Source organism: Priestia koreensis, from assembly GCF_022646885.1.
GTDB lineage: Bacteria > Bacillota > Bacilli > Bacillales > Bacillaceae_H > Bacillus_AG > Bacillus_AG koreensis_A.
On record NZ_CP061868.1, the window covers coordinates 1,243,021 to 1,260,455 of the forward strand.

Genomic DNA, 17,435 nt, shown 5'->3' on the forward strand with positions numbered 1-17,435 from the left:
TCGTTTTTTCATGACTGTACGCGGATCATTACCGTACACATATCATCAGGCTGATTGAATTGCAAATCTTTTGATAAAATCATGTCGATAGGCGAGTTAGATGCTAATGGATTCCAGTATTGAGACGTGGCGTTTTGGAGATAAGCGATAGGGTCACGCCCAGTGCGTTCTAATGCTTCTTCCACACCATCGGTATACAACAGGAGCTGAATGCTATTTTCATACTGAAGAGTTGTAGCATTTACTTTTATGTGCTCCGTAAAGCCAACTGCTAGGCTACCACGCTCTAGTGTAACAAAGTCTTTTCCATCAACACAAGCAAAGCCCGGTGGATGCCCAGCGTTCACGTACGTCACGGTCTTCTTATTTGTGTCTACGACGAGGTAAATCGCTGTAAAATAATAGTGCAAGTAGCTGTCATCCTTTGCGATGTAAGCCATCCAGCGATTTAATTCTGTAATAACCGATTCTGGATCGGTATGTTTTCGAATAGCATCTCGGAGGACAGAAGAGATGAACATACAAACAAGCGATGCTGAAATTCCGTGACCCATCATGTCAAGAAGAATGACTGCATAACGGTGCTCATCAATTTTGTGCCAGTAGTATAAGTCCCCAGCAAGCTTGTAAGCAGGAATGTAGGATGCAGCAATGTGAATATGATCTGTAAAGATCGGTTCACTTAGCAATGTTCGCTGTACCTGTGTGGCGAGATCGAGTTCATTGCGAATTTTTAGCTCTTGTTCGGTGTGCCAATCTTTCTCTTCTTTTAGTCGTAGCGCAACACGAAGTCGTGCTAGCAGTTCTATTTTATTAATGGGTTTTGTAATGTAGTCAACGCCTCCGACATCTAACGCCTCTGCGACTTTCTGTGAATCTTCAAGAGCCGTAACAAAAATGACCGGAATATCTTTTAGATGAGCTATTTTTTGAAGATATTTACATGCTTCAATTCCATCCATTTCTGGCATCATAATGTCCATTAGAATGACATCTGCTGGAGGAAGCTGGGCGTGTTCATCGGACACCTTTAAATATTTAAATAGTTCACGAGCCGATGTAAAAGAATGATAATCGGTATACCCTGCACCCTTTAAAATCTTCTCAATAACAAATAAATTTACTTGATTATCATCAACAATTAAAATGGCCATTACTGATCTCCTTTTGGCACATAAGAGGACTGAAAAAGTAGAATCGAAGTCTTCTTGAATTTACGATAAAAATTGCTATCTATTATTATAACGTAAATTTTCCAGTAGATAAAAAATAAAGTGCAAGAGCACATCGAAAAAGACACCTTAGAAGGCGTCTTTTGACTCATTTCCATTCTAGAATTCCACGTAAATCTGAATAGATTGCATCAGGTGGTACTTGAAGTTGTTCCGTCGGTTTGTGAAGTCGATTGATCCACGCGGTATGAAATCCGAAGCTTTTGGCACCGGATATATCCCATCCATTGGATGACATAAATAACACTTCATGTCGTTCAACTCCTAATACGTTTAGAGCATGAAGGTAACTAGCAGGCGTTGGTTTGTATTGTTTCACATCATCCACGCTAATTAGTTCATCAAATAAAGAAGTAAGACCAGCGTTCTTTATAAGAGGATCTAACATATCATGTGAGCCATTCGAGAATACGGCCCGCTTGTAGTTGGTAAATTCTTTTAACACTGCTTCAACTTCATCATAATGCTCTAGATGTAAGTAGGCATTCATTAAGGTTTGCTCTTGGTCATGTGACAATTTATGACCTTGTTCGTGAACAGCGTAACGAAGAGCATCTTTCGTTACTTGTGAAAATGGCGTATAGTTTCCCATAAGCTGACGTAAAAATGAATATTCGATTTGCTTTTGGCGCCATGTTTGACTAATTTGTTCTCCCTTTTCGGGATAGAGCTCTTCGCACTTTTCAATGACAGAATGAACGTCAAATAACGTTCCATACACGTCAAAGATGAGGGCTTTAATTGAAGAAGACATAGCAAAACTCCTTTTTATGTGAACCACTACCTGTATTATAGCCTTCTCTTAGTCCTTCAAAACCTTACCCATAATAGTCGGAAAAATTAGATAGACAAATAAAAAGGAGTGTGATACATTCAACTTAATCGTTTAAGTGAAGAGGTTATGAAGAATGAAAAAAGTAACGATGAAAGATATCGCGAAGGAAGCGAAAGTGTCCGTTGCAACTGTAAGCTACATTATTAACAACGTAAAAAACCAAACGATTCCATTAGAAACACGAAATCGCGTGTTAGAGATCGCTCATCGTTTAAATTATGCACCAAATTTAGCTGCTCGTTCGTTAGTCAAACAAAAGACGGGTCTTGTTGGTATTTTGCTGAATAGGGGGCCAAACGAAACGGTGTGGAAAGAGCTATATCACGCCCGTTTTGTCAGTCAGTTAGAAAAACGATTAACAGAAGATGGTTATCATGTGTTGTTTTCAACGATTGATGAAAAAGCGCCTAATCACCATATTATTACGGAGCGAAAGCTTGATGGCGTATTTTTAATTGATGTGAAGGAATCAAACTTCTACCGTATTTCCAATCAGTTCACGATGGTTCCCATTGTCTTAATTGATAGTTATATAGAGGATGAGCTATTTTTTAAAGTACTGCCAGATTTTGAACGTGCCGTGCAATGTGCCAAACAATATATAACGAGAGACTACGTAATCATTATGGAGGAGTTCCAAAACGAGCAAATTCTCCAGCGTGTAAAAGCTGCAAGTGGCGTACTTGATGAGTATATTCATATTGCCACATCAGAAGAAGATCTTGCTTATTTTCTAGCAAAAAACAAGGGGAAACAAGTGATTGTCTTTAATGAGTTTTTGGCAACCGCTGTTAAAAATCAGCATGCGAACGAAGACATTATTTGTGTGTGTACAGCTGGCTGTGAAGAGCTAGTTCCACGGACAGTGAAAAAAGTTACGTTTAAGTCGTCTAAGGATGAAATAGCATTTCATATCATGAAGCTATTATTAGATGAGGAAGATTGTTCTGACATGATTAAATACAAGATGCAAGAAGCAGAGTAATTCTGCTTTCCTTTTTACGCTAAACTTAAACGATTAAGTCAAACTATTAGGGGTGGGTATTATGTTAAAGGAAGCTGTTTATCATCGTCCAAAAGGAAATTTCGCGTATGCATATGATGCAGAAACGTTACATATTCGTCTAAGAACGAAAAAGGAAGACTGTAGTGCGGTGACAATTTTATGGGGAGATCCTTTCTCATGGGAGAAAAATGAGAATGATGTATGGGAATGGCATCGTGATCAGTCTGTTTCAATGAGAAAAGAAAAAAGCACGAGTCTATTTGACTATTGGTTTGGTGAAATCAAAACAGAAACAAAGCGTGTGAAATATGCATTCCAACTAGAACAGAAAAATGAAACCGCTATCTATACAGAAAAAGGTTTTTTCGTTGATTTAAATACACGAACAAATAATTCATTTTTTACCTTTCCATACTTAAATGAAGAAGATGTCTTTTCGGCCCCTTCTTGGGTAAAAGATACGGTATGGTATCAAATTTTCCCTGAGCGTTTTGGAAATGGAGATGAGTCAATTAACCCGAAAGGAACGTTGCCATGGGGAAGTACGGAGCCAAAGCCTGATAATTTCTTTGGAGGAGATCTGCAGGGAATTATGGATCACTTGGATCATTTAGTAGAGCTTGGTATTACAGGTTTGTATTTAACACCTATTTTCAAGGCTTACTCAAATCACAAATATGACACGATTGATTATATGGAGATTGATCCACAGTTTGGGGATAAAGAAACGTTTAAGCAATTTGTAGATACGTGTCATGAAAAAGGCATCAAAGTAATGCTTGATGCGGTATTTAATCATTCTGGATTTTACTTCCCACCTTTTCAAGATGTATTGAAGAATGGCGATAAATCACTTTATAAAAACTGGTTTTATATTGAGGACTTCCCTGTTCAAACGAAGCCAAAGCCTAATTATGCGACGTTTGCTTTTACAGAAGCGATGCCAAAGCTTAACACGTCTAATGCGGAGCTTCGCGAATATTTACTAGAAGTTGGTCGCTATTGGGTAAGGGAATTTAATATTGACGGTTGGCGATTAGATGTAGCAAACGAGGTATCACATGACTTTTGGCGCGAGTTCCGTAAAGAAGTTCGTGCCATTAAGCCAGATGTATATATCTTAGGAGAGATCTGGCATGATGCGATGCCGTGGCTGCAAGGAGATCAATTTGATGCAGTCATGAACTATCCATATACAAGTGGAGCCATTGACTTTTTTGCCAAGCAAGAAATAACGGCAGAAGAATTTGTGAACCAAACGGTCGAAACGCTCGTGATGTATCCAAAGAATGTGATGGAAGCAGCGTTTAATTTATTAGGAAGTCACGATACGCCCCGCATTTTAACGATCTGTGAAGGGAATAAGGAAAAGGTTAAGCAGTTGTTCACATTCCTGCTATCAGCACCAGGAACGCCGTGTATTTATTATGGAGATGAAATTGGGATGTCAGGTGATATGGACCCAGGATGTCGAAAGTGCATGGAGTGGGCAGAAGAGAAGCAAGATCGTGAGCTGCTGCAGTATATTACAGATCTAATTGCGCTTCGCCGGGAAAAAGGTGTTTTTGGAAACGATGGAGAGCTTGATTTTGTTCAATACAGCAACGAAACAAATCATGTGATGTACACGAAAACGAATGGAGACGATACGCTTTTATTTGTCTTTAACAACAGTTCAGAAGCCATTTCTGTTACAAAGCCTGATTCACTCAAAGGAAAGAAACTTCTTCCGGTCATCGATACGAATGTGAGCCTAGATGAAAAAGAGCTCAAGCTTGCTGGGCATGAGGTATTAATTGTTGAAATCGTTTAATTTAAAATAGGGTTGAAAAAGAAGGGGAAATGAAAGATGATCGAGACGTTTAAGGTGACGATTACACCCTTGCAAAGGGAGAGAACGGTGCGGGTCTATCTTCCGCCAAGCTATTATTCTAGCAAACAAAACTATCCTGTGTTATACATGCACGACGGACAAAACTTATTCTTCGATGAAGAGGCAGGGTACGGGATGGCGTGGAAGATTGGTGAATTTTTGGATTCGTCTTCTTATGAACTCATTGTGGTAGGAATTGATTGTAATACGGAAAATGAAGGAAATAAGCGTTTGGACGAATATGGTCCTTGGGAAAACAAAGACATTGGAAAATTGATGAGAAATTTAGATGAGACGTTCGGTGGAGAAGGAAAGCAATACGTAGAGTATATCGTAAACGAGCTCAAGCCATTTATTGATGACAAATATCGTACCATTTCGAACGATACAGCGATGGCGGGGAGTTCCATGGGTGGGTTAATTTCCACTTACGCAGCTTTTCAATATCCAAATGTATTTAATCGTATTGCCTCTCTATCTTCTGCATATTGGTTTAACCAAAAGGAAATCGAAGAACTAGTCAATCAAAGTGAACCGACGATCATTCAAAAATTTTATTTAGATGTCGGCACCCAAGAAGCGTCTGGTGATGTTGATGCAGCAATGTACGTCGATTCCAGTAAACGTTTGTATAAGCTAATTAAGGAAAAAGTGATTGAGTGTAAGTTTGAAATTGTAGAAGGGGCGAAGCATAACGAAATTGCTTGGAATAAGCGCCTTCCAGAGATTTTTGCGTTTTTATATAAATAATAGCAAGTAAGTTACCTAGCCTCTTCCTTCTGCGCGTTTGTGTGGAGAAGGAAGAGGCTTTTTGTTCTGCACAAAAAAGCTACGCTGAAAATAGTCGTTGGTTCTTTATATTTTAAACGTCAAGCAGGGGCTTGTGTTGCAGCTACGTTAATAAGGAAGTTAAAGGTACACATGAAATGGTGAAAAAATCCTGTTTATGGATATTGACTTCCAAATTTTAAGTTGGTATTATATCACTATGCGATATATCGTTAGTCGATATAAAGACAGGAGAGAAGAGCAATGAAAAAGAAACGAACGGTTGATGATCATCTTCCTTTGACGCACACAACGTACTACATTCTGCTCGCTCTAGGGTCTTCACTTCACGGGTACGGCATTATGCAAAAGGTAGAAGAGATGAGTAAGGGAACGGTAAGACTCGGACCTGGTACGCTTTATGGGGCCCTTAGTAAGCTAGAAAAGGACGGATTAATCGTAAAAGTGGACGTTCAAGAGCGTAAGAAAAATTATCAGCTGACCGATCTTGGAAATCGCGTTATCCAAGCAGAGTATGAGCGTCTGCATGAACTTGTAGAAAGAAGTAAGCCGTATGTTAAGAAACTAGGGGAGGATTTGACATGAAAAAAGAAAAGAGTTGTTTTCGCATCTTTTTCGCCTGGCAAGATGAAAAAGAAGAGCAGTGGTTAAATAGTATGGTTCAAAAAGGATGGTATTTTAAAGGATACAGAAGGGGCAGATACTATTTTGAGCAGGGCGAACCGGCAGATGTGATCTACAAGCTCGATTACAAGAGCACGTCGAACAAAGACATGGAAGAGTACAAAACGATTTTTAAAGAGGCGGGCTGGGAGCACGTAGATTCTTTTTTAGGCTGGCACGTTTTCAAAGGAAAAGCTGGAGAACGTTTTTCGGAAACGCTGTATTCCGATCGTGAGTCCAATGCTCAAAAGTACAAAGGATTATTGCTAACTACTGGATTAGCTTTTATAAGCGGATTATCAATTGCAACTTCCCTCGTTTTCAATGACAGTGTGACTAATTCATCAGTAGGTGATTTTTTTAAAGGTTTCTATACCGCTCTGTTAGTCCTGCTGGGGTTATCACTTACGTTAATTTATCGTAAATATCGTCGTCTGTTATCTCATTAACAAAGCGCTATCACATACATAAAAAATGAATAAAAACACAACTGCTCACCAAATAATCATCATGATGGTGAGTTTTTTTGTAAAATTATTCAAAAAAACTGTTATAGATCATAAATTAATTGTGTCTATTCTGTGACAGATACAGTATAATGGACATAGTCGAGCCTTGACGACGCTTTAAAAACAAAAAAGAAAGCGTTATCAAAGAGTGAGGGGAGGTTTAGGAAGCGTAAGAGATATGTAGAATCATTCGCGACCACCATTTTGTCACTAACCATCATGAAACGAGAATGTGCCATACATAGTTTCTTCCTACATGTAAATTGAGACAACAATCGATGCTGTAACAATGAATTTGAGGGGGATATTATATGGATTTATTAATTATCATTCTGGCATTAGGTTTGCTGATGTTAATCGCGTATCGTGGGTTTTCTGTGATCCTTTTTGCGCCACTTTGCGCATTATTGGCCGTTATGCTAACAGAGCCAAGCTATGTACTACCGTTTTTCTCTAATATTTTTATGGAAAAAATGGTTGGATTTATTAAGAACTATTTCCCCGTTTTCTTATTAGGGGCCGTATTTGGTAAGCTAGTTGAAACATCTGGTGTTGCTGAATCCATTGCGAAAACGATTGTCCGCTTTGTTGGTGCAAAGAGAGCAATTTTAGCGATTGTTTTATTATGTGCCATCTTAACATATAGCGGCGTAAGCTTATTCGTTGTCGCATTTGCTGCATATCCGTTTGCTGCTAATCTATTCCGCGAAGCAAACATCCCGAAACGTTTAATTCCAGGAACAATTGCTTTAGGAGCTGTTACATTTACGATGGACGCTCTTCCTGGAACACCACAAATTCAAAACGTTATTCCAACATCATTCTTTAAAACGGATATTTACGCAGCCCCTATCTTAGGGATTATCGGCGCAATTTTTGTATTTACAATTGGAATGCTTTATTTGGAGCGTCAGCGTAAAAAAGCGCACGCCAAGGGCGAAGGTTATTTTGGTGTGGAGAGTGGAAATGCAGAGCTTGCTGCATCTGCTGAAACAGAAGCAGCTCAAGCATCTCTGTCTACGTCACCACAGCCAAGTGCATTGCGTCAGTGGCTCGCTTTTGCCCCGCTTATCCTCGTAGGGGTTTCGAACAAATTGTTCGTTATGTCAGTCGTCAAATGGTATCCAAACGGATTCGATTTTTCTAAAATTGGTTTAGAGTCATTTGGAGTCGTTGACTTAAATACGGTGGCAGGAATTTGGTCTGTAGAACTGGCCCTTTTAATTGGGATTATCGCCACCATGATTTATGGCTGGAAACGCATTATGGTAAACTTCCAAACGGGTTTAAATGCAAGTATTGGAGGCGCTTTGTTAGCTACAATGAATACAGCGTCTGAATATGGATTTGGTGGAGTTATTGCTGCATTACCTGGTTTCAGCGTTGTACGTGACGGCATTTCTCATACGTTTACGAATCCGCTCGTTAACGGAGCCGTTACGACAAACGTATTAGCCGGTTTGACGGGGTCCGCATCTGGCGGTTTAGGAATCGCGTTAAGTGCGATGGGAGATAAATACGTAGAAGCTGCTCAAAAGTTCAATATCGATCCAGAAGTTATGCACAGGGTCATTGCCATGGCATCAGGTGGTATGGACACGCTTCCTCATAACGGAGCTGTAATTACACTTCTTGCTGTCACAGGCTTAACACATAAACAATCATACAAAGATATTTTTGCGTTAACGATCATTAAAACGCTAGCATGTTTCTTCGTCATCTTATTCTATTCGTTAACAGGACTTTACTAAACCGATCAAGAAGAACACCTTTTCAGCGAAAGGTGTTCTTTTTATTTGATTGAAAATAAAAGTTAGAATATTCCTTATTATTAGGAGAAAAGTTTTATTTTTGGCTCGTATACGCGAAAATAGACGAATTTTTTTTACTAAGTTTTTTTAGTATTCTATAATGTTTTTATGCGTTTTCTCTGTAGAATTTTTGGTGGAAATCAAAAGGTGCTTTATATATTTATGAAGCAATGCCGTAAGCGCTGAGCGTTTGTAGACAATGGAGGGGTTGTGGCCTTTATGTGTAAAAGGCGGTAAAGAGGTGAGAGAATGTATTGTAAAAAAAATAAGAACGTATCATCGGGGGATGCAAACAATAATCTTCAGTCAAAAGAGTTGCATACATATAAAGATGAAATGACTGAAACACATGCGAATGAACCGCAGTGTGAGTGCTATGAGTTTCATTTTAAATTCTATCTCTCTGGAAAGAACAAGGGATTGGTGATTAAGAAGCATTCTTATACGTTATCAAAAGATGAAAACGAAAAAATGATTCGAATGGCAAATGGCGTATCCTTAATTGGTAGGTTTGTGTTGACGAAAGAAGCACTTCAAGACATCAATAAATATATTGCTTATCTAAACAATGCTTATGCATTGGAAGTGCCTATGTTAGATATGCGAACGATTAGACGTACCTTTGCGAGTATTACAAGCTTTCCGACGACCATGTCAAAGTCCATCACGAAAGTCTACACAAGGAAACGAGGATAATGCGTTAAACGCATTTTTTTATTGCGCTCTATTTTTACCATAATGTACCTCTGTTTGATTTTTTTTCTTATGCAGCTCTTGCTGAATCAATAGAAAAGGAGCTATTTATCTATGTATAAATAGCTCCTCTTCTATCACCCTAATCGCCGTTATTTAAGATCTACAAAATGATGGTTTGTAATAATGTTTTGTAGCTGTTCAGTCGTAATTTCAATAATGCCATCATCATATAACTGAATTAATTGCTTTAATTTTTCTACACCGTTTGCATTTAGCACGCTGCTGTAAATGTCCGCAACGAGCTGTTGATCATCATGCTGATTTAACTCTTTAATAATGCTCGGTGGAAGCACATGTGAATTTTCCTTTATGAGCTTTAAATAGTAGTTAACTTGTTCTTGAGAGAGATAATAAAACTTATGATCTTTAATCCCCTTTAGTTCCTTCTTTTGAATCAGTTCATTAATGCTGCGGCGAAGATTATCTGAATTTCTCGCTGTTTCTTTAATATTAAGCAACTTTAAGGCCTCAACCGCTACCTTACTTGTCGAAATATAGTCATTCATAATAATTTAAACTCCCTATACTAAAAATCAGTTTCTTAAATAAATCTTCTAGTCTATCATATAGCGTTAACGATCTGGATGCTAGTAATTGTAAGAAGTTTGCTCTTTTTACGCTTGATAATGGTTAGTCATCGCTTTTTGATGACGCACCTCATGATGATGCAACAAGTGCAAATCCTGAATTAAGTGATAAATAGAAAGAAGCTCGTATAAAATGGCTGTCTCAGGAACTAATCGCTGCTCACCTGCTAGTGCATGTTTGATTATTACTGAATATTTTGATCGTACCCATGATGCTCAAATTCCTTTTGGAGGTTTGTTTCTATTATAACGCAGTTTTACTCGCACTTAAGAAAAAATAAAAAGCCCTCTCTTTTCAGGGAAGAGGGGCTTCAACATAGACCATTAGAGCATATCGTTCGGATAAACAAGGCCGGTCTTGCGACGAATTGCGTCCATCGTTCGCATTGTAAGAAGTGATCGTTCATGAGAATTTGTAGGAGATTCAAGCTCACCCTGCTTGACTAGACGAACAAATTCAGCTAACTCGTAGTACATCCCTGGCAGAGGCTGTTTGACTGTAAGATCTTCAACAGTTCCATCGTTGTAGCGAATTTCTACTTTTTCGGCTCCGTGAATTTTATCAATCATCATGCTCCCATGTTCGCCTTGAATTTCTGTTGGGGTATAGGAGTTTGTAATTTTTGAATACATGACGACCGCATCTCGATCACCGTATTGAAGCAACACGCTTCCTTGTCCGTCAACACCTGACTCCAGCATAACAGCTGATGCCTCTATCTTTTCTGGTTCACCGAATAATGTAATAAGCGGGTATAAGCAATAAACGCCAAGGTCCATTAGGGCACCGTTGGCCAACTCAGGCTTAAAGGCATTTAAGACGATGCCTTCTTTGTATTTATCATATCGCGATGAATATTGGCAGTAGCTTGCTACGTATTTGCGGATGGGTCCTACCTTATGTATGTGCTTCTGAATTACTTTAAAGTTTGGGAGAAGCGTTGATTTCATTGCTTCCATGAGGACAACACGGTTTTGCTTTGCACACGTAATCATTCGTGATACTTCTTGTTCATTTGCTGCCAGCGGTTTTTCGCATAGCACGTGTTTGCCATTTTCTAAAAAAACCACCGTTTGGTCAGCGTGGAAGGCATTCGGGGTTGCGATGTATACGGCATCGATGACATCGCTCTTCGCCATTTCCTCTAGGCTTGTAAACAAATGAGTGGCACGATATTTTTCTCCAACTTCTTTCGCACGTTCCTCTGTTCTTGAATAAACAGCCGTGAGTTGAAAATCTTCTACAAAACTAGCTGCTTCTAATAAACGATCGGTAATCCAGTTCGTTCCTACAATTCCAAAACGAATCATTCCATCAACCTCTTTTCTAGCATTTTCTCCATTATAGCGCTTTTTTTCTTTTAGTTAAAATGCGGTAGTGATGAGTAGAAAAAGGTCAGCATTTGCTGATCTTTTTTATTTGGAAACAGTAAGTAGGTTAAAACACCTATCTTTAAAAAACATAAATCTGCAAATTAAGACATATGAACTGGAAAATAAAAGGGTGATGTGCGTTATAATAGCAGGTAGATTGTAAAATGAACCGATGCAGTAAGCGTTTTGATTTCGTGGGAGGTGGTTTTGTATGAAAAAATACTTAGGAGTTATTTCAGTCTTTATTTTACTCCTTGCTTTATTGGCCTCAAGTGGAGTACTTATACATACATCAGATTATGTTTCTAATGCTATTTTAATAGCAGGTATTGTTCTCTCTTTTATTGCGATGTTGTTTAGTAAAAGAGGCGTGTGGAAAATTATTTCGATCGTTTTATTGGTCATTGTGTCTTTGTTTACAGTAGCTTTTCTATCTTAACTAGACGTTTTAAAGAAAAACAAGTCATGCCGGACAGGGATGACTTGTTTTTTATTGTCTTTAAATAGAAAAAAGTTCACAAAATTGTCACTTACGAGGAGATTTTCTTCCTTGCTATACTAAGCTTCTATTCAGAAAAGGAGAGAGTATAGATGCCAAAAACAAAAAAAGAAGGGCTTTATTTTGGTTTAATGATGTGTTTTGGAATGGCTGTTGTGATGGGAATGTACAACATGATTCGAAGTGGTCAATACGAACAGTTAACATTTGGACAGCTTGTTTTAGGACTTTTACTAGCATTTGTCGTTGCGTTCGTTGTGGAGCTAGTCATTGTAGGGCCGGTCGCGAGAAAGCTTGCCTTTAAGCTACCGTTTACAAAAAAGAAAAAGGTAATCATGATCTTAACGATTTCGACCCTTATGGTCATTGGAATGGTTGTTTGCATGTCTGCCTTTGGTTTAATCATGTCACATTCTGCACTAAGCGGGGCGAGTTGGTCGGAGTATGGTGAAAACATGTGGAAAAATTTCGTTGTTGCTTATCCACTACAGCTACTTATTATGGGACCTGTCGTTCGATTCTTATTTGTGAAATTCGTTCAAAAACCAGCCCGTGTTTCACTTCCTTCATGATAAAAAGGAGAGATCTGTGAACAGATTTCTCCTTTTTGATTAATACGTTTTGTTATGTTTATACTGATCGATGGCATCACTAATGAGTTTTACTATCATTCCAAGTGCTAAAACGGTTAAAAATGAGTTCCAATACGACCATTGATTTAATTGGTACAAATCAAAGTGGACGAAAAGAGGAACGCCGATAAAGCCAATAATAGCGGACACGATAATGTGAGCAATTAAGAAAAAGCTCCATTTGCTAAAGAACTGGTATACCAACGTAAGGGTGACTGGAATAATGGAAAAATCAACGGTATTAAAACGACTCGTGAAGATTAAAAACTGATGGGGATAGCTCCATAACCCAAAATATGTGCCGAATTCATCGACAAGTCCGGCTAACAAAAAGCTTATAAAAAACACGAGCCAAATAAAAATGACGCGCTGCCGATCAATAAGTAAACAAAGGAGAAGGACAAATAGGGCACTGATAATTAAAACGACCCACCAGTGCGGGCTGAATACATCTTGTTCGTACCAATAGCGAAGCTCTAGATTGTTAATTTGTGTTTTTAATTGCTGAACCACTTCAAACATGCTTGATCACCTCTTCATGAGTATTGACGTAACAACAGAAGTTCATTCCATCATGAAGAAAAGCATGTTTTATTTCTGCTCATCAAGCTTGTACACGTTACGAGCAAGCGTCTCTAAAATATTTAGTGAGTTTTTCAACCTCCGAAATGTCTAAACGATATGGATTTATTTACGTAGATTTAGATAATGAAGGCAATGGAACGCTAAAGAGAAGCAAAAAAGATAGTTTCTATTGGTATCAGCGTGTCATTGAAACAAATGGAGAAGAACTGTAAACAAAAGGAGCCTTTGTGGCTCCTTTTGTAGTATGGTAAAGAGAATACGTGAAATCAAAGGGGCGTGGTAAGAGTGGGGGGAAATAAAGAAGGCCGTGAGTTGTTTGTTGAAATAGATGGCTGCATTCTCTATGCACATATTGTAGGTGAAAAAGGTAACCATCCGACAGTAATTATGGATGCAGGATACGGTGATTACTCAAAAGCGTGGAAGAAAATTATACCTGAGCTTTCAGAGCTCACTGAAGTCGTGATGTACGACCGAGCGGGCTTGGGGAAAAGTGAAAGCAGCTCTAATGAAAGAACGAGTGAGAAAATGGTGATAGAGCTAAAAGAAATGCTTGTGAAACTTAACGTGAAGCCTCCGTATGTGCTGGTGGGCCATTCGTTTGGTGGAGTCAACATGAGATTGTTTGCGACAGAGTATGAAGATGAAGTAGCGGAGTTAATTTTAATCGATTCAACGCATGAAGACTATAGAGAACGATTTCTTCCGACGATGTCACTGGAATTCCAAGGTGCTTATCAAAAGCAGTTTATTCACGAAGGAAGTTACGATGAATTCATGAAGAGTTTAAAACAGGTGAAACAAAAAAGAAGAAAGTTGGCTATACCATTAGTTGTTTTATGCGCAGGAAACAAAGCGCATTATTCGGCTGATTCACAATTGCTTTGGAATGAGATGCAGCGTGAGCTTCTCGTACTATCTGAAGACAGTACTTTTACACTTGCGACTAATAGTGCACATTATATTCAAAATGATGAACCAGAAGTCGTCATCGATGCGATAAAGAAAATGGTACGAAGCTTTTAAAGTCCCTATTCCCAAAGAGGGAAAGGGAGTGTTTACTGCAACACGATTCGCTTTTTCCAAAAGGTCAAAGGGTCCATTGGATCTTCCCGAACGTGAATGTAGTATAGTTTGATTTCGCTATGATCTGTATTTTTAGGAAGAGTAAAAGAAAATTGCATGCTTCTACTAGCCCTTACATCGAATAGTGTTAGAGAGGTTGTATTGATCTTTTGTTCGTTCAGCCAATGACGAACCTCTGAGTCTACAAAGGAGCGATGAAGGCTCTTATGATTATGAACTCTTGGGCGTTTCATTGTAATAGGTACACCTTGTGTACCCGTGTCAATTGCGATAAAATCAGTCGGAAAACGGTAGAGATCAAGAGGTTTTGACCAGTGACCCTTGACGGTATAAGTTTGGTTTTTTTGTTGAATCTCGAACGATACGTCTTTCGGTGAAACATGATACCAAGAGTTGAAGAAGACAAACCCGACAAGTGACATACCAATGAACACGGGTGAAAAAAGAAGAAGTGAGATCCATCGCTTTTTCAACCTCCAAAAGGAAATACTGGAAATGATACAGAGAACTAAAACCAAAAGTACGATGATCATCATAAGATCCGTAATCCTTTCTATTAACGTAATCGTTTTAGTAACAGCACGAAGCCAGTGACAGCAAAAAGCGCCATCAATAGTTTTCCGGTTGTAGTTACATTCATCATTTCATTGACCGAAAATCCTTCGATTAAAATTGCGGGTATTTTTCCAAGAGAGCTAGCCGTTGCAAAAATAATGAGAGTCGTTTTACCGATTGAAGCAATAAAAGTAACAAGGCCAGACGGAACAAATGGCATAAGGCGCAAACTTAAAATAAGGAGAAATGACTCGCTTTTCGTAGCATGTAACAACCGTTGAATTTTAGGATGGGAAAATCCCTTTTGATTTTGAAGACGAGAAAACCCTTTTCGATACAGAAGGAAAGCTAAAATTGCGCCAATGCTTTCTCCTAAAAATGAAATCCACATGCCCTGTGCAAAGCCGAATACCGCCAAGTTTGCGGCGGTTAGAAAAACGCTCGGAACAACCCCGAGTATACTAATGACGATATTAAATACAATGCTAAGTAAAACAGCAAGGTGTTTGTAGGTGTGAAAAAGTTCAATCGTATCATGCGTAAAATCCATTTTATACATCCTTTTGTTTAATCGTTAACGTTCTTCATCTGAAACGTACTCCAAAATATCACCTGGTTGACAATCAAGTGCCTGACAAATAGCATCTAGCGTCTGAATACGTATAGCCTTCGCTTTTCCATTTTTTAAAATTGAGATATTGGCCATCGTAATGCCGACACGCTCAGATAGTTCAGTGACGCTCATTTTTCGTTTGGCAAGCATCACATCAATGTTCACTACAATACTCATCGTAACCACCTCAAATTGTTAACTCATTTTCTGTTTTTAATTCTAGTCCACTCCGCAGCAGTTCGTGTAGTAGCATTGAAAGGAGCGCGATGGAAACACATGCAAATAAAATGATGACACCCATAATGGCGATTCCAGGATGTAGGGCATTTGAAAACGCTAAGTAAATCATTCCTGCTATGTATAGAATGACGATGGCAACTGCAGAGTTTTTAATAACGCACAGTGAGTAGAGCGATGCTGCTGAAAATCCATATTGCTTCTCAATAAAATGTAAAAGTCGAAACGCTTGGTAAAGGGCAATGTAAAATGGAATAAGCGTCATGTATAGGCCAAGCAGTAAGGGTAAGCGCAGGTGTGCGTAGTCAGGGTTTGATGTAGCTAATTCTTTTGAGACAGCAGGTAACCAAAACACAGATAAAACCAAAATAAGAATGCCAATAAAAAAGAGCGCGCCTTTCAAAAAGCCGGTTTTAAATTTCATATATTTTCCTCCTTTTTCTGTATAATAGCTTAAAATTTATCGTTTTACAATAAAAAATTATTGTTAAAACCTATATTGACCTTAATATTAGAAGAACTGAAAGGGAATATCAGTGTCTCTTATTTTAGCCATCTATATAAACACGGTATGTAAATGAATAAAAGCGCACCTTTAGCGGAGTGGTTTTTCTACTCTATCGAGGAGTGGCACATTAATGAAATAGGAGAGGTTAATACTTAGATTTAGAAAGTAAAGTAGTTTCATTTATACTATTGACTTCTGTCTATCGATAAGTAAAAATAAGTAAAAGGAAGTAAAAAAATTTACTTATATAGATTAGTTAAACGAAAAATAAGGTGGAGAGTAGCTATGGCAACGATTAAAGATATCGCTGAAGCAGCGGGATATTCGATTTCCACAGTTTCGCGTGTGTTAAATAATGACCCGAGTTTGTCCGTGCCTGATGAAACAAGAGAGAAAGTATATGAAGTGGCAGAAAGGTTGAATTACCGGAGAAAAACGGTTCGGCTGTTGGTAAAGAATATTGCTTTTTTGTACTGGTTAACAGATAAGGAAGAGCTCGAAGACGTGTATTTTAAGGAAATGCGTTTGGAAATTGAGAAGCTCGCTCGAAAATACAATGTTGAATTAACGACGTATAAGATAGCAGACGGAATTGAAAAAATTCCAGACAATATCGAAGGTTTTATTGCGGTGGGAATTTTCTCTGATCAAGAGTTAGCACACTTACATAGTCTGACCCCGAATGGCGTATTCGTCGATTCAACGCCTGACGCGTATTCATTTGATTCTGTTCGACCGGATTTGGCGCAAACAACGATTCGAACAATTAAGTATTTAATGGAAAAGGGGCACACAAAGATCGGTTTTATTGGAGGAACGTATCATAACCCTAATACAGATCTTGATGAGATGGATATACGAGAACGCACATTTCGTACGTATATGAGTAGTAAGGATAAGTTGAACGATGCGTATATTTTTTGTCGAAGAGGATTTTCTGTTGAGAACGGCGTGTACTTAATGAATCAAGCGTTGGACACACTAGGAGATAAACTTCCTACCGCTTTTTTTATTGCTGCGGATCCGATTGCAGTGGGATGTTTGCAAGTGCTAAATGAAAAAAGAGTTTCAATTCCAGATCGTGTAAGTATAATTAGTGTCAACAATATTAGTATCGCAAAATATGTTTCCCCACCGTTAACTACGTTTAATATTGATATGAAAGAAATTTGTAAAAATGCGATCGAAATGCTTATTGAACGCGTAGTGGAAAAAAGAAAAAGTAGTAAAACGCTTTATATAGGAACTGAACTTGTTACAAGAAAAAGTACAAACTAAAGAAGTG

At 38.5% G+C, this 17,435-nt stretch carries 20 protein-coding genes and 1 pseudogene; 12 read left to right on the top strand and 9 right to left on the bottom strand.

Going from position 1 to position 17,435, the window contains the following annotated elements; all coding sequences use genetic code 11:
• Positions 1-8 precede the first annotated feature (8 nt).
• A complete protein-coding gene (locus IE339_RS06125) occupies positions 9-1,154 on the bottom strand; it encodes a fused response regulator/phosphatase (RefSeq protein WP_242174890.1) in 1,146 nt (381 codons plus the stop codon).
• Positions 1,155-1,320: 166 nt separating this feature from the next.
• Positions 1,321-1,986, bottom strand: a complete 666-nt coding sequence (locus IE339_RS06130; protein ID WP_242174892.1) for a haloacid dehalogenase type II — start codon at positions 1,984-1,986, stop codon at positions 1,321-1,323.
• 154 nt (positions 1,987-2,140) lie between these two features.
• Between IE339_RS06130 and IE339_RS06135 the strand changes: the two genes are divergently transcribed.
• From IE339_RS06135 to IE339_RS06165, 7 genes are all read left to right on the top strand, one after another.
• On the top strand, positions 2,141-3,052 hold the full coding sequence (locus IE339_RS06135) for a LacI family DNA-binding transcriptional regulator (RefSeq protein WP_242174894.1): 912 nt from the start codon (positions 2,141-2,143) through the stop codon (positions 3,050-3,052).
• Between the two features lie 61 nt (positions 3,053-3,113).
• A complete protein-coding gene (locus tag IE339_RS06140; protein ID WP_242174896.1) occupies positions 3,114-4,886 on the top strand; it encodes a glycoside hydrolase family 13 protein in 1,773 nt (590 codons plus the stop codon).
• A gap of 36 nt (positions 4,887-4,922) precedes the next feature.
• On the top strand, positions 4,923-5,696 hold the full coding sequence (locus IE339_RS06145; protein ID WP_242174897.1) for an alpha/beta hydrolase: 774 nt from the start codon (positions 4,923-4,925) through the stop codon (positions 5,694-5,696).
• Positions 5,697-5,978: 282 nt separating this feature from the next.
• Complete coding sequence (locus IE339_RS06150; protein WP_242174898.1) at positions 5,979-6,320, top strand: PadR family transcriptional regulator; 342 nt, start codon at positions 5,979-5,981, stop codon at positions 6,318-6,320.
• Entirely contained in the window at positions 6,317-6,847 is a 531-nt protein-coding gene (locus IE339_RS06155; RefSeq protein ID WP_242174900.1) for a DUF2812 domain-containing protein, read from the top strand. The genes IE339_RS06150 and IE339_RS06155 overlap by 4 nt, the downstream gene beginning before the upstream one ends.
• 371 nt (positions 6,848-7,218) lie before the next feature.
• Entirely contained in the window at positions 7,219-8,658 is a 1,440-nt protein-coding gene (locus IE339_RS06160; RefSeq protein ID WP_242174902.1) for a GntP family permease, read from the top strand.
• 309 nt (positions 8,659-8,967) lie between these two features.
• Positions 8,968-9,414: a hypothetical protein gene (locus tag IE339_RS06165; protein ID WP_242174904.1), complete on the top strand. Its 447-nt coding sequence runs from the start codon at positions 8,968-8,970 to the stop codon at positions 9,412-9,414.
• A gap of 149 nt (positions 9,415-9,563) precedes the next feature.
• Here IE339_RS06165 and IE339_RS06170 read toward each other — a convergent pair whose 3' ends face one another.
• On the bottom strand, positions 9,564-9,980 hold the full coding sequence (locus IE339_RS06170; RefSeq protein ID WP_242174906.1) for a hypothetical protein: 417 nt from the start codon (positions 9,978-9,980) through the stop codon (positions 9,564-9,566).
• Between the two features lie 405 nt (positions 9,981-10,385).
• Positions 10,386-11,372, bottom strand: coding sequence for a Gfo/Idh/MocA family protein (locus IE339_RS06175; protein WP_242174908.1), 987 nt, complete (start codon positions 11,370-11,372; stop codon positions 10,386-10,388).
• A 274-nt stretch (positions 11,373-11,646) separates the two neighbouring features.
• Here IE339_RS06175 and IE339_RS06180 point away from each other — a divergent pair, with 274 nt between their 5' ends.
• Positions 11,647-11,874 (top strand): hypothetical protein, encoded by a 228-nt coding sequence (locus IE339_RS06180; RefSeq protein ID WP_242174910.1) that lies wholly within the window; start codon positions 11,647-11,649, stop codon positions 11,872-11,874.
• A gap of 152 nt (positions 11,875-12,026) precedes the next feature.
• A complete protein-coding gene (locus IE339_RS06185) occupies positions 12,027-12,506 on the top strand; it encodes a DUF2798 domain-containing protein (protein ID WP_242174914.1) in 480 nt (159 codons plus the stop codon).
• 39 nt (positions 12,507-12,545) lie between these two features.
• Here IE339_RS06185 and IE339_RS06190 read toward each other — a convergent pair whose 3' ends face one another.
• Positions 12,546-13,088, bottom strand: a complete 543-nt coding sequence (locus IE339_RS06190; protein WP_242174918.1) for a CBO0543 family protein — start codon at positions 13,086-13,088, stop codon at positions 12,546-12,548.
• A 122-nt stretch (positions 13,089-13,210) separates the two neighbouring features.
• Between IE339_RS06190 and IE339_RS06195 the strand changes: the two are divergent.
• Positions 13,211-13,363: pseudogene (locus tag IE339_RS06195) on the top strand (family 1 glycosylhydrolase); the annotation flags it as partial.
• Positions 13,364-13,436: 73 nt separating this feature from the next.
• A complete protein-coding gene (locus IE339_RS06200; protein WP_242174920.1) occupies positions 13,437-14,177 on the top strand; it encodes an alpha/beta fold hydrolase in 741 nt (246 codons plus the stop codon).
• A gap of 32 nt (positions 14,178-14,209) precedes the next feature.
• Here IE339_RS06200 and IE339_RS06205 read toward each other — a convergent pair whose 3' ends face one another.
• The 4 genes from IE339_RS06205 to IE339_RS06220 all read right to left on the bottom strand — a co-directional run bounded on the left by IE339_RS06205 (position 14,210) and on the right by IE339_RS06220 (position 16,066).
• Complete coding sequence (locus IE339_RS06205; RefSeq protein WP_242174921.1) at positions 14,210-14,710, bottom strand: hypothetical protein; 501 nt, start codon at positions 14,708-14,710, stop codon at positions 14,210-14,212.
• A gap of 83 nt (positions 14,711-14,793) precedes the next feature.
• On the bottom strand, positions 14,794-15,342 hold the full coding sequence (locus IE339_RS06210; RefSeq protein ID WP_242174922.1) for a TVP38/TMEM64 family protein: 549 nt from the start codon (positions 15,340-15,342) through the stop codon (positions 14,794-14,796).
• A 24-nt stretch (positions 15,343-15,366) separates the two neighbouring features.
• Entirely contained in the window at positions 15,367-15,582 is a 216-nt protein-coding gene (locus tag IE339_RS06215) for a helix-turn-helix domain-containing protein (protein ID WP_242174925.1), read from the bottom strand.
• 10 nt (positions 15,583-15,592) lie between these two features.
• On the bottom strand, positions 15,593-16,066 hold the full coding sequence (locus IE339_RS06220) for a DUF2975 domain-containing protein (protein WP_242174926.1): 474 nt from the start codon (positions 16,064-16,066) through the stop codon (positions 15,593-15,595).
• 369 nt (positions 16,067-16,435) lie between these two features.
• Here IE339_RS06220 and IE339_RS06225 point away from each other — a divergent pair, with 369 nt between their 5' ends.
• Positions 16,436-17,428 (top strand): galactan degradation operon transcriptional regulator GanR, encoded by a 993-nt coding sequence (locus IE339_RS06225; RefSeq protein WP_242174931.1) that lies wholly within the window; start codon positions 16,436-16,438, stop codon positions 17,426-17,428.
• Positions 17,429-17,435 lie beyond the last annotated feature (7 nt).

Excerpts from the sequence above, each read along its gene's own strand:
- IE339_RS06145 (WP_242174897.1), top strand. The coding sequence starts at position 4,923 with ATGATCGAGACGTTTAAGGTGACGATTACACCCTTGCAAAGGGAGAGA.
- IE339_RS06210 (WP_242174922.1), bottom strand. The coding sequence starts at position 15,342 with ATGGATTTTACGCATGATACGATTGAACTTTTTCACACCTACAAACAC.
- IE339_RS06165 (WP_242174904.1), top strand. The coding sequence starts at position 8,968 with ATGTATTGTAAAAAAAATAAGAACGTATCATCGGGGGATGCAAACAAT.
- IE339_RS06140 (WP_242174896.1), top strand. The coding sequence starts at position 3,114 with ATGTTAAAGGAAGCTGTTTATCATCGTCCAAAAGGAAATTTCGCGTAT.
- IE339_RS06180 (WP_242174910.1), top strand. The coding sequence starts at position 11,647 with ATGAAAAAATACTTAGGAGTTATTTCAGTCTTTATTTTACTCCTTGCT.
- IE339_RS06170 (WP_242174906.1), bottom strand. The coding sequence starts at position 9,980 with ATGAATGACTATATTTCGACAAGTAAGGTAGCGGTTGAGGCCTTAAAG.
- IE339_RS06135 (WP_242174894.1), top strand. The coding sequence starts at position 2,141 with ATGAAAAAAGTAACGATGAAAGATATCGCGAAGGAAGCGAAAGTGTCC.
- IE339_RS06125 (WP_242174890.1), bottom strand. The coding sequence starts at position 1,154 with ATGGCCATTTTAATTGTTGATGATAATCAAGTAAATTTATTTGTTATT.
- IE339_RS06130 (WP_242174892.1), bottom strand. The coding sequence starts at position 1,986 with ATGTCTTCTTCAATTAAAGCCCTCATCTTTGACGTGTATGGAACGTTA.
- IE339_RS06215 (WP_242174925.1), bottom strand. The coding sequence starts at position 15,582 with ATGAGTATTGTAGTGAACATTGATGTGATGCTTGCCAAACGAAAAATG.
- IE339_RS06160 (WP_242174902.1), top strand. The coding sequence starts at position 7,219 with ATGGATTTATTAATTATCATTCTGGCATTAGGTTTGCTGATGTTAATC.
- IE339_RS06155 (WP_242174900.1), top strand. The coding sequence starts at position 6,317 with ATGAAAAAAGAAAAGAGTTGTTTTCGCATCTTTTTCGCCTGGCAAGAT.
- IE339_RS06220 (WP_242174926.1), bottom strand. The coding sequence starts at position 16,066 with ATGAAATTTAAAACCGGCTTTTTGAAAGGCGCGCTCTTTTTTATTGGC.
- IE339_RS06225 (WP_242174931.1), top strand. The coding sequence starts at position 16,436 with ATGGCAACGATTAAAGATATCGCTGAAGCAGCGGGATATTCGATTTCC.
- IE339_RS06185 (WP_242174914.1), top strand. The coding sequence starts at position 12,027 with ATGCCAAAAACAAAAAAAGAAGGGCTTTATTTTGGTTTAATGATGTGT.
- IE339_RS06190 (WP_242174918.1), bottom strand. The coding sequence starts at position 13,088 with ATGTTTGAAGTGGTTCAGCAATTAAAAACACAAATTAACAATCTAGAG.
- IE339_RS06175 (WP_242174908.1), bottom strand. The coding sequence starts at position 11,372 with ATGATTCGTTTTGGAATTGTAGGAACGAACTGGATTACCGATCGTTTA.
- IE339_RS06150 (WP_242174898.1), top strand. The coding sequence starts at position 5,979 with ATGAAAAAGAAACGAACGGTTGATGATCATCTTCCTTTGACGCACACA.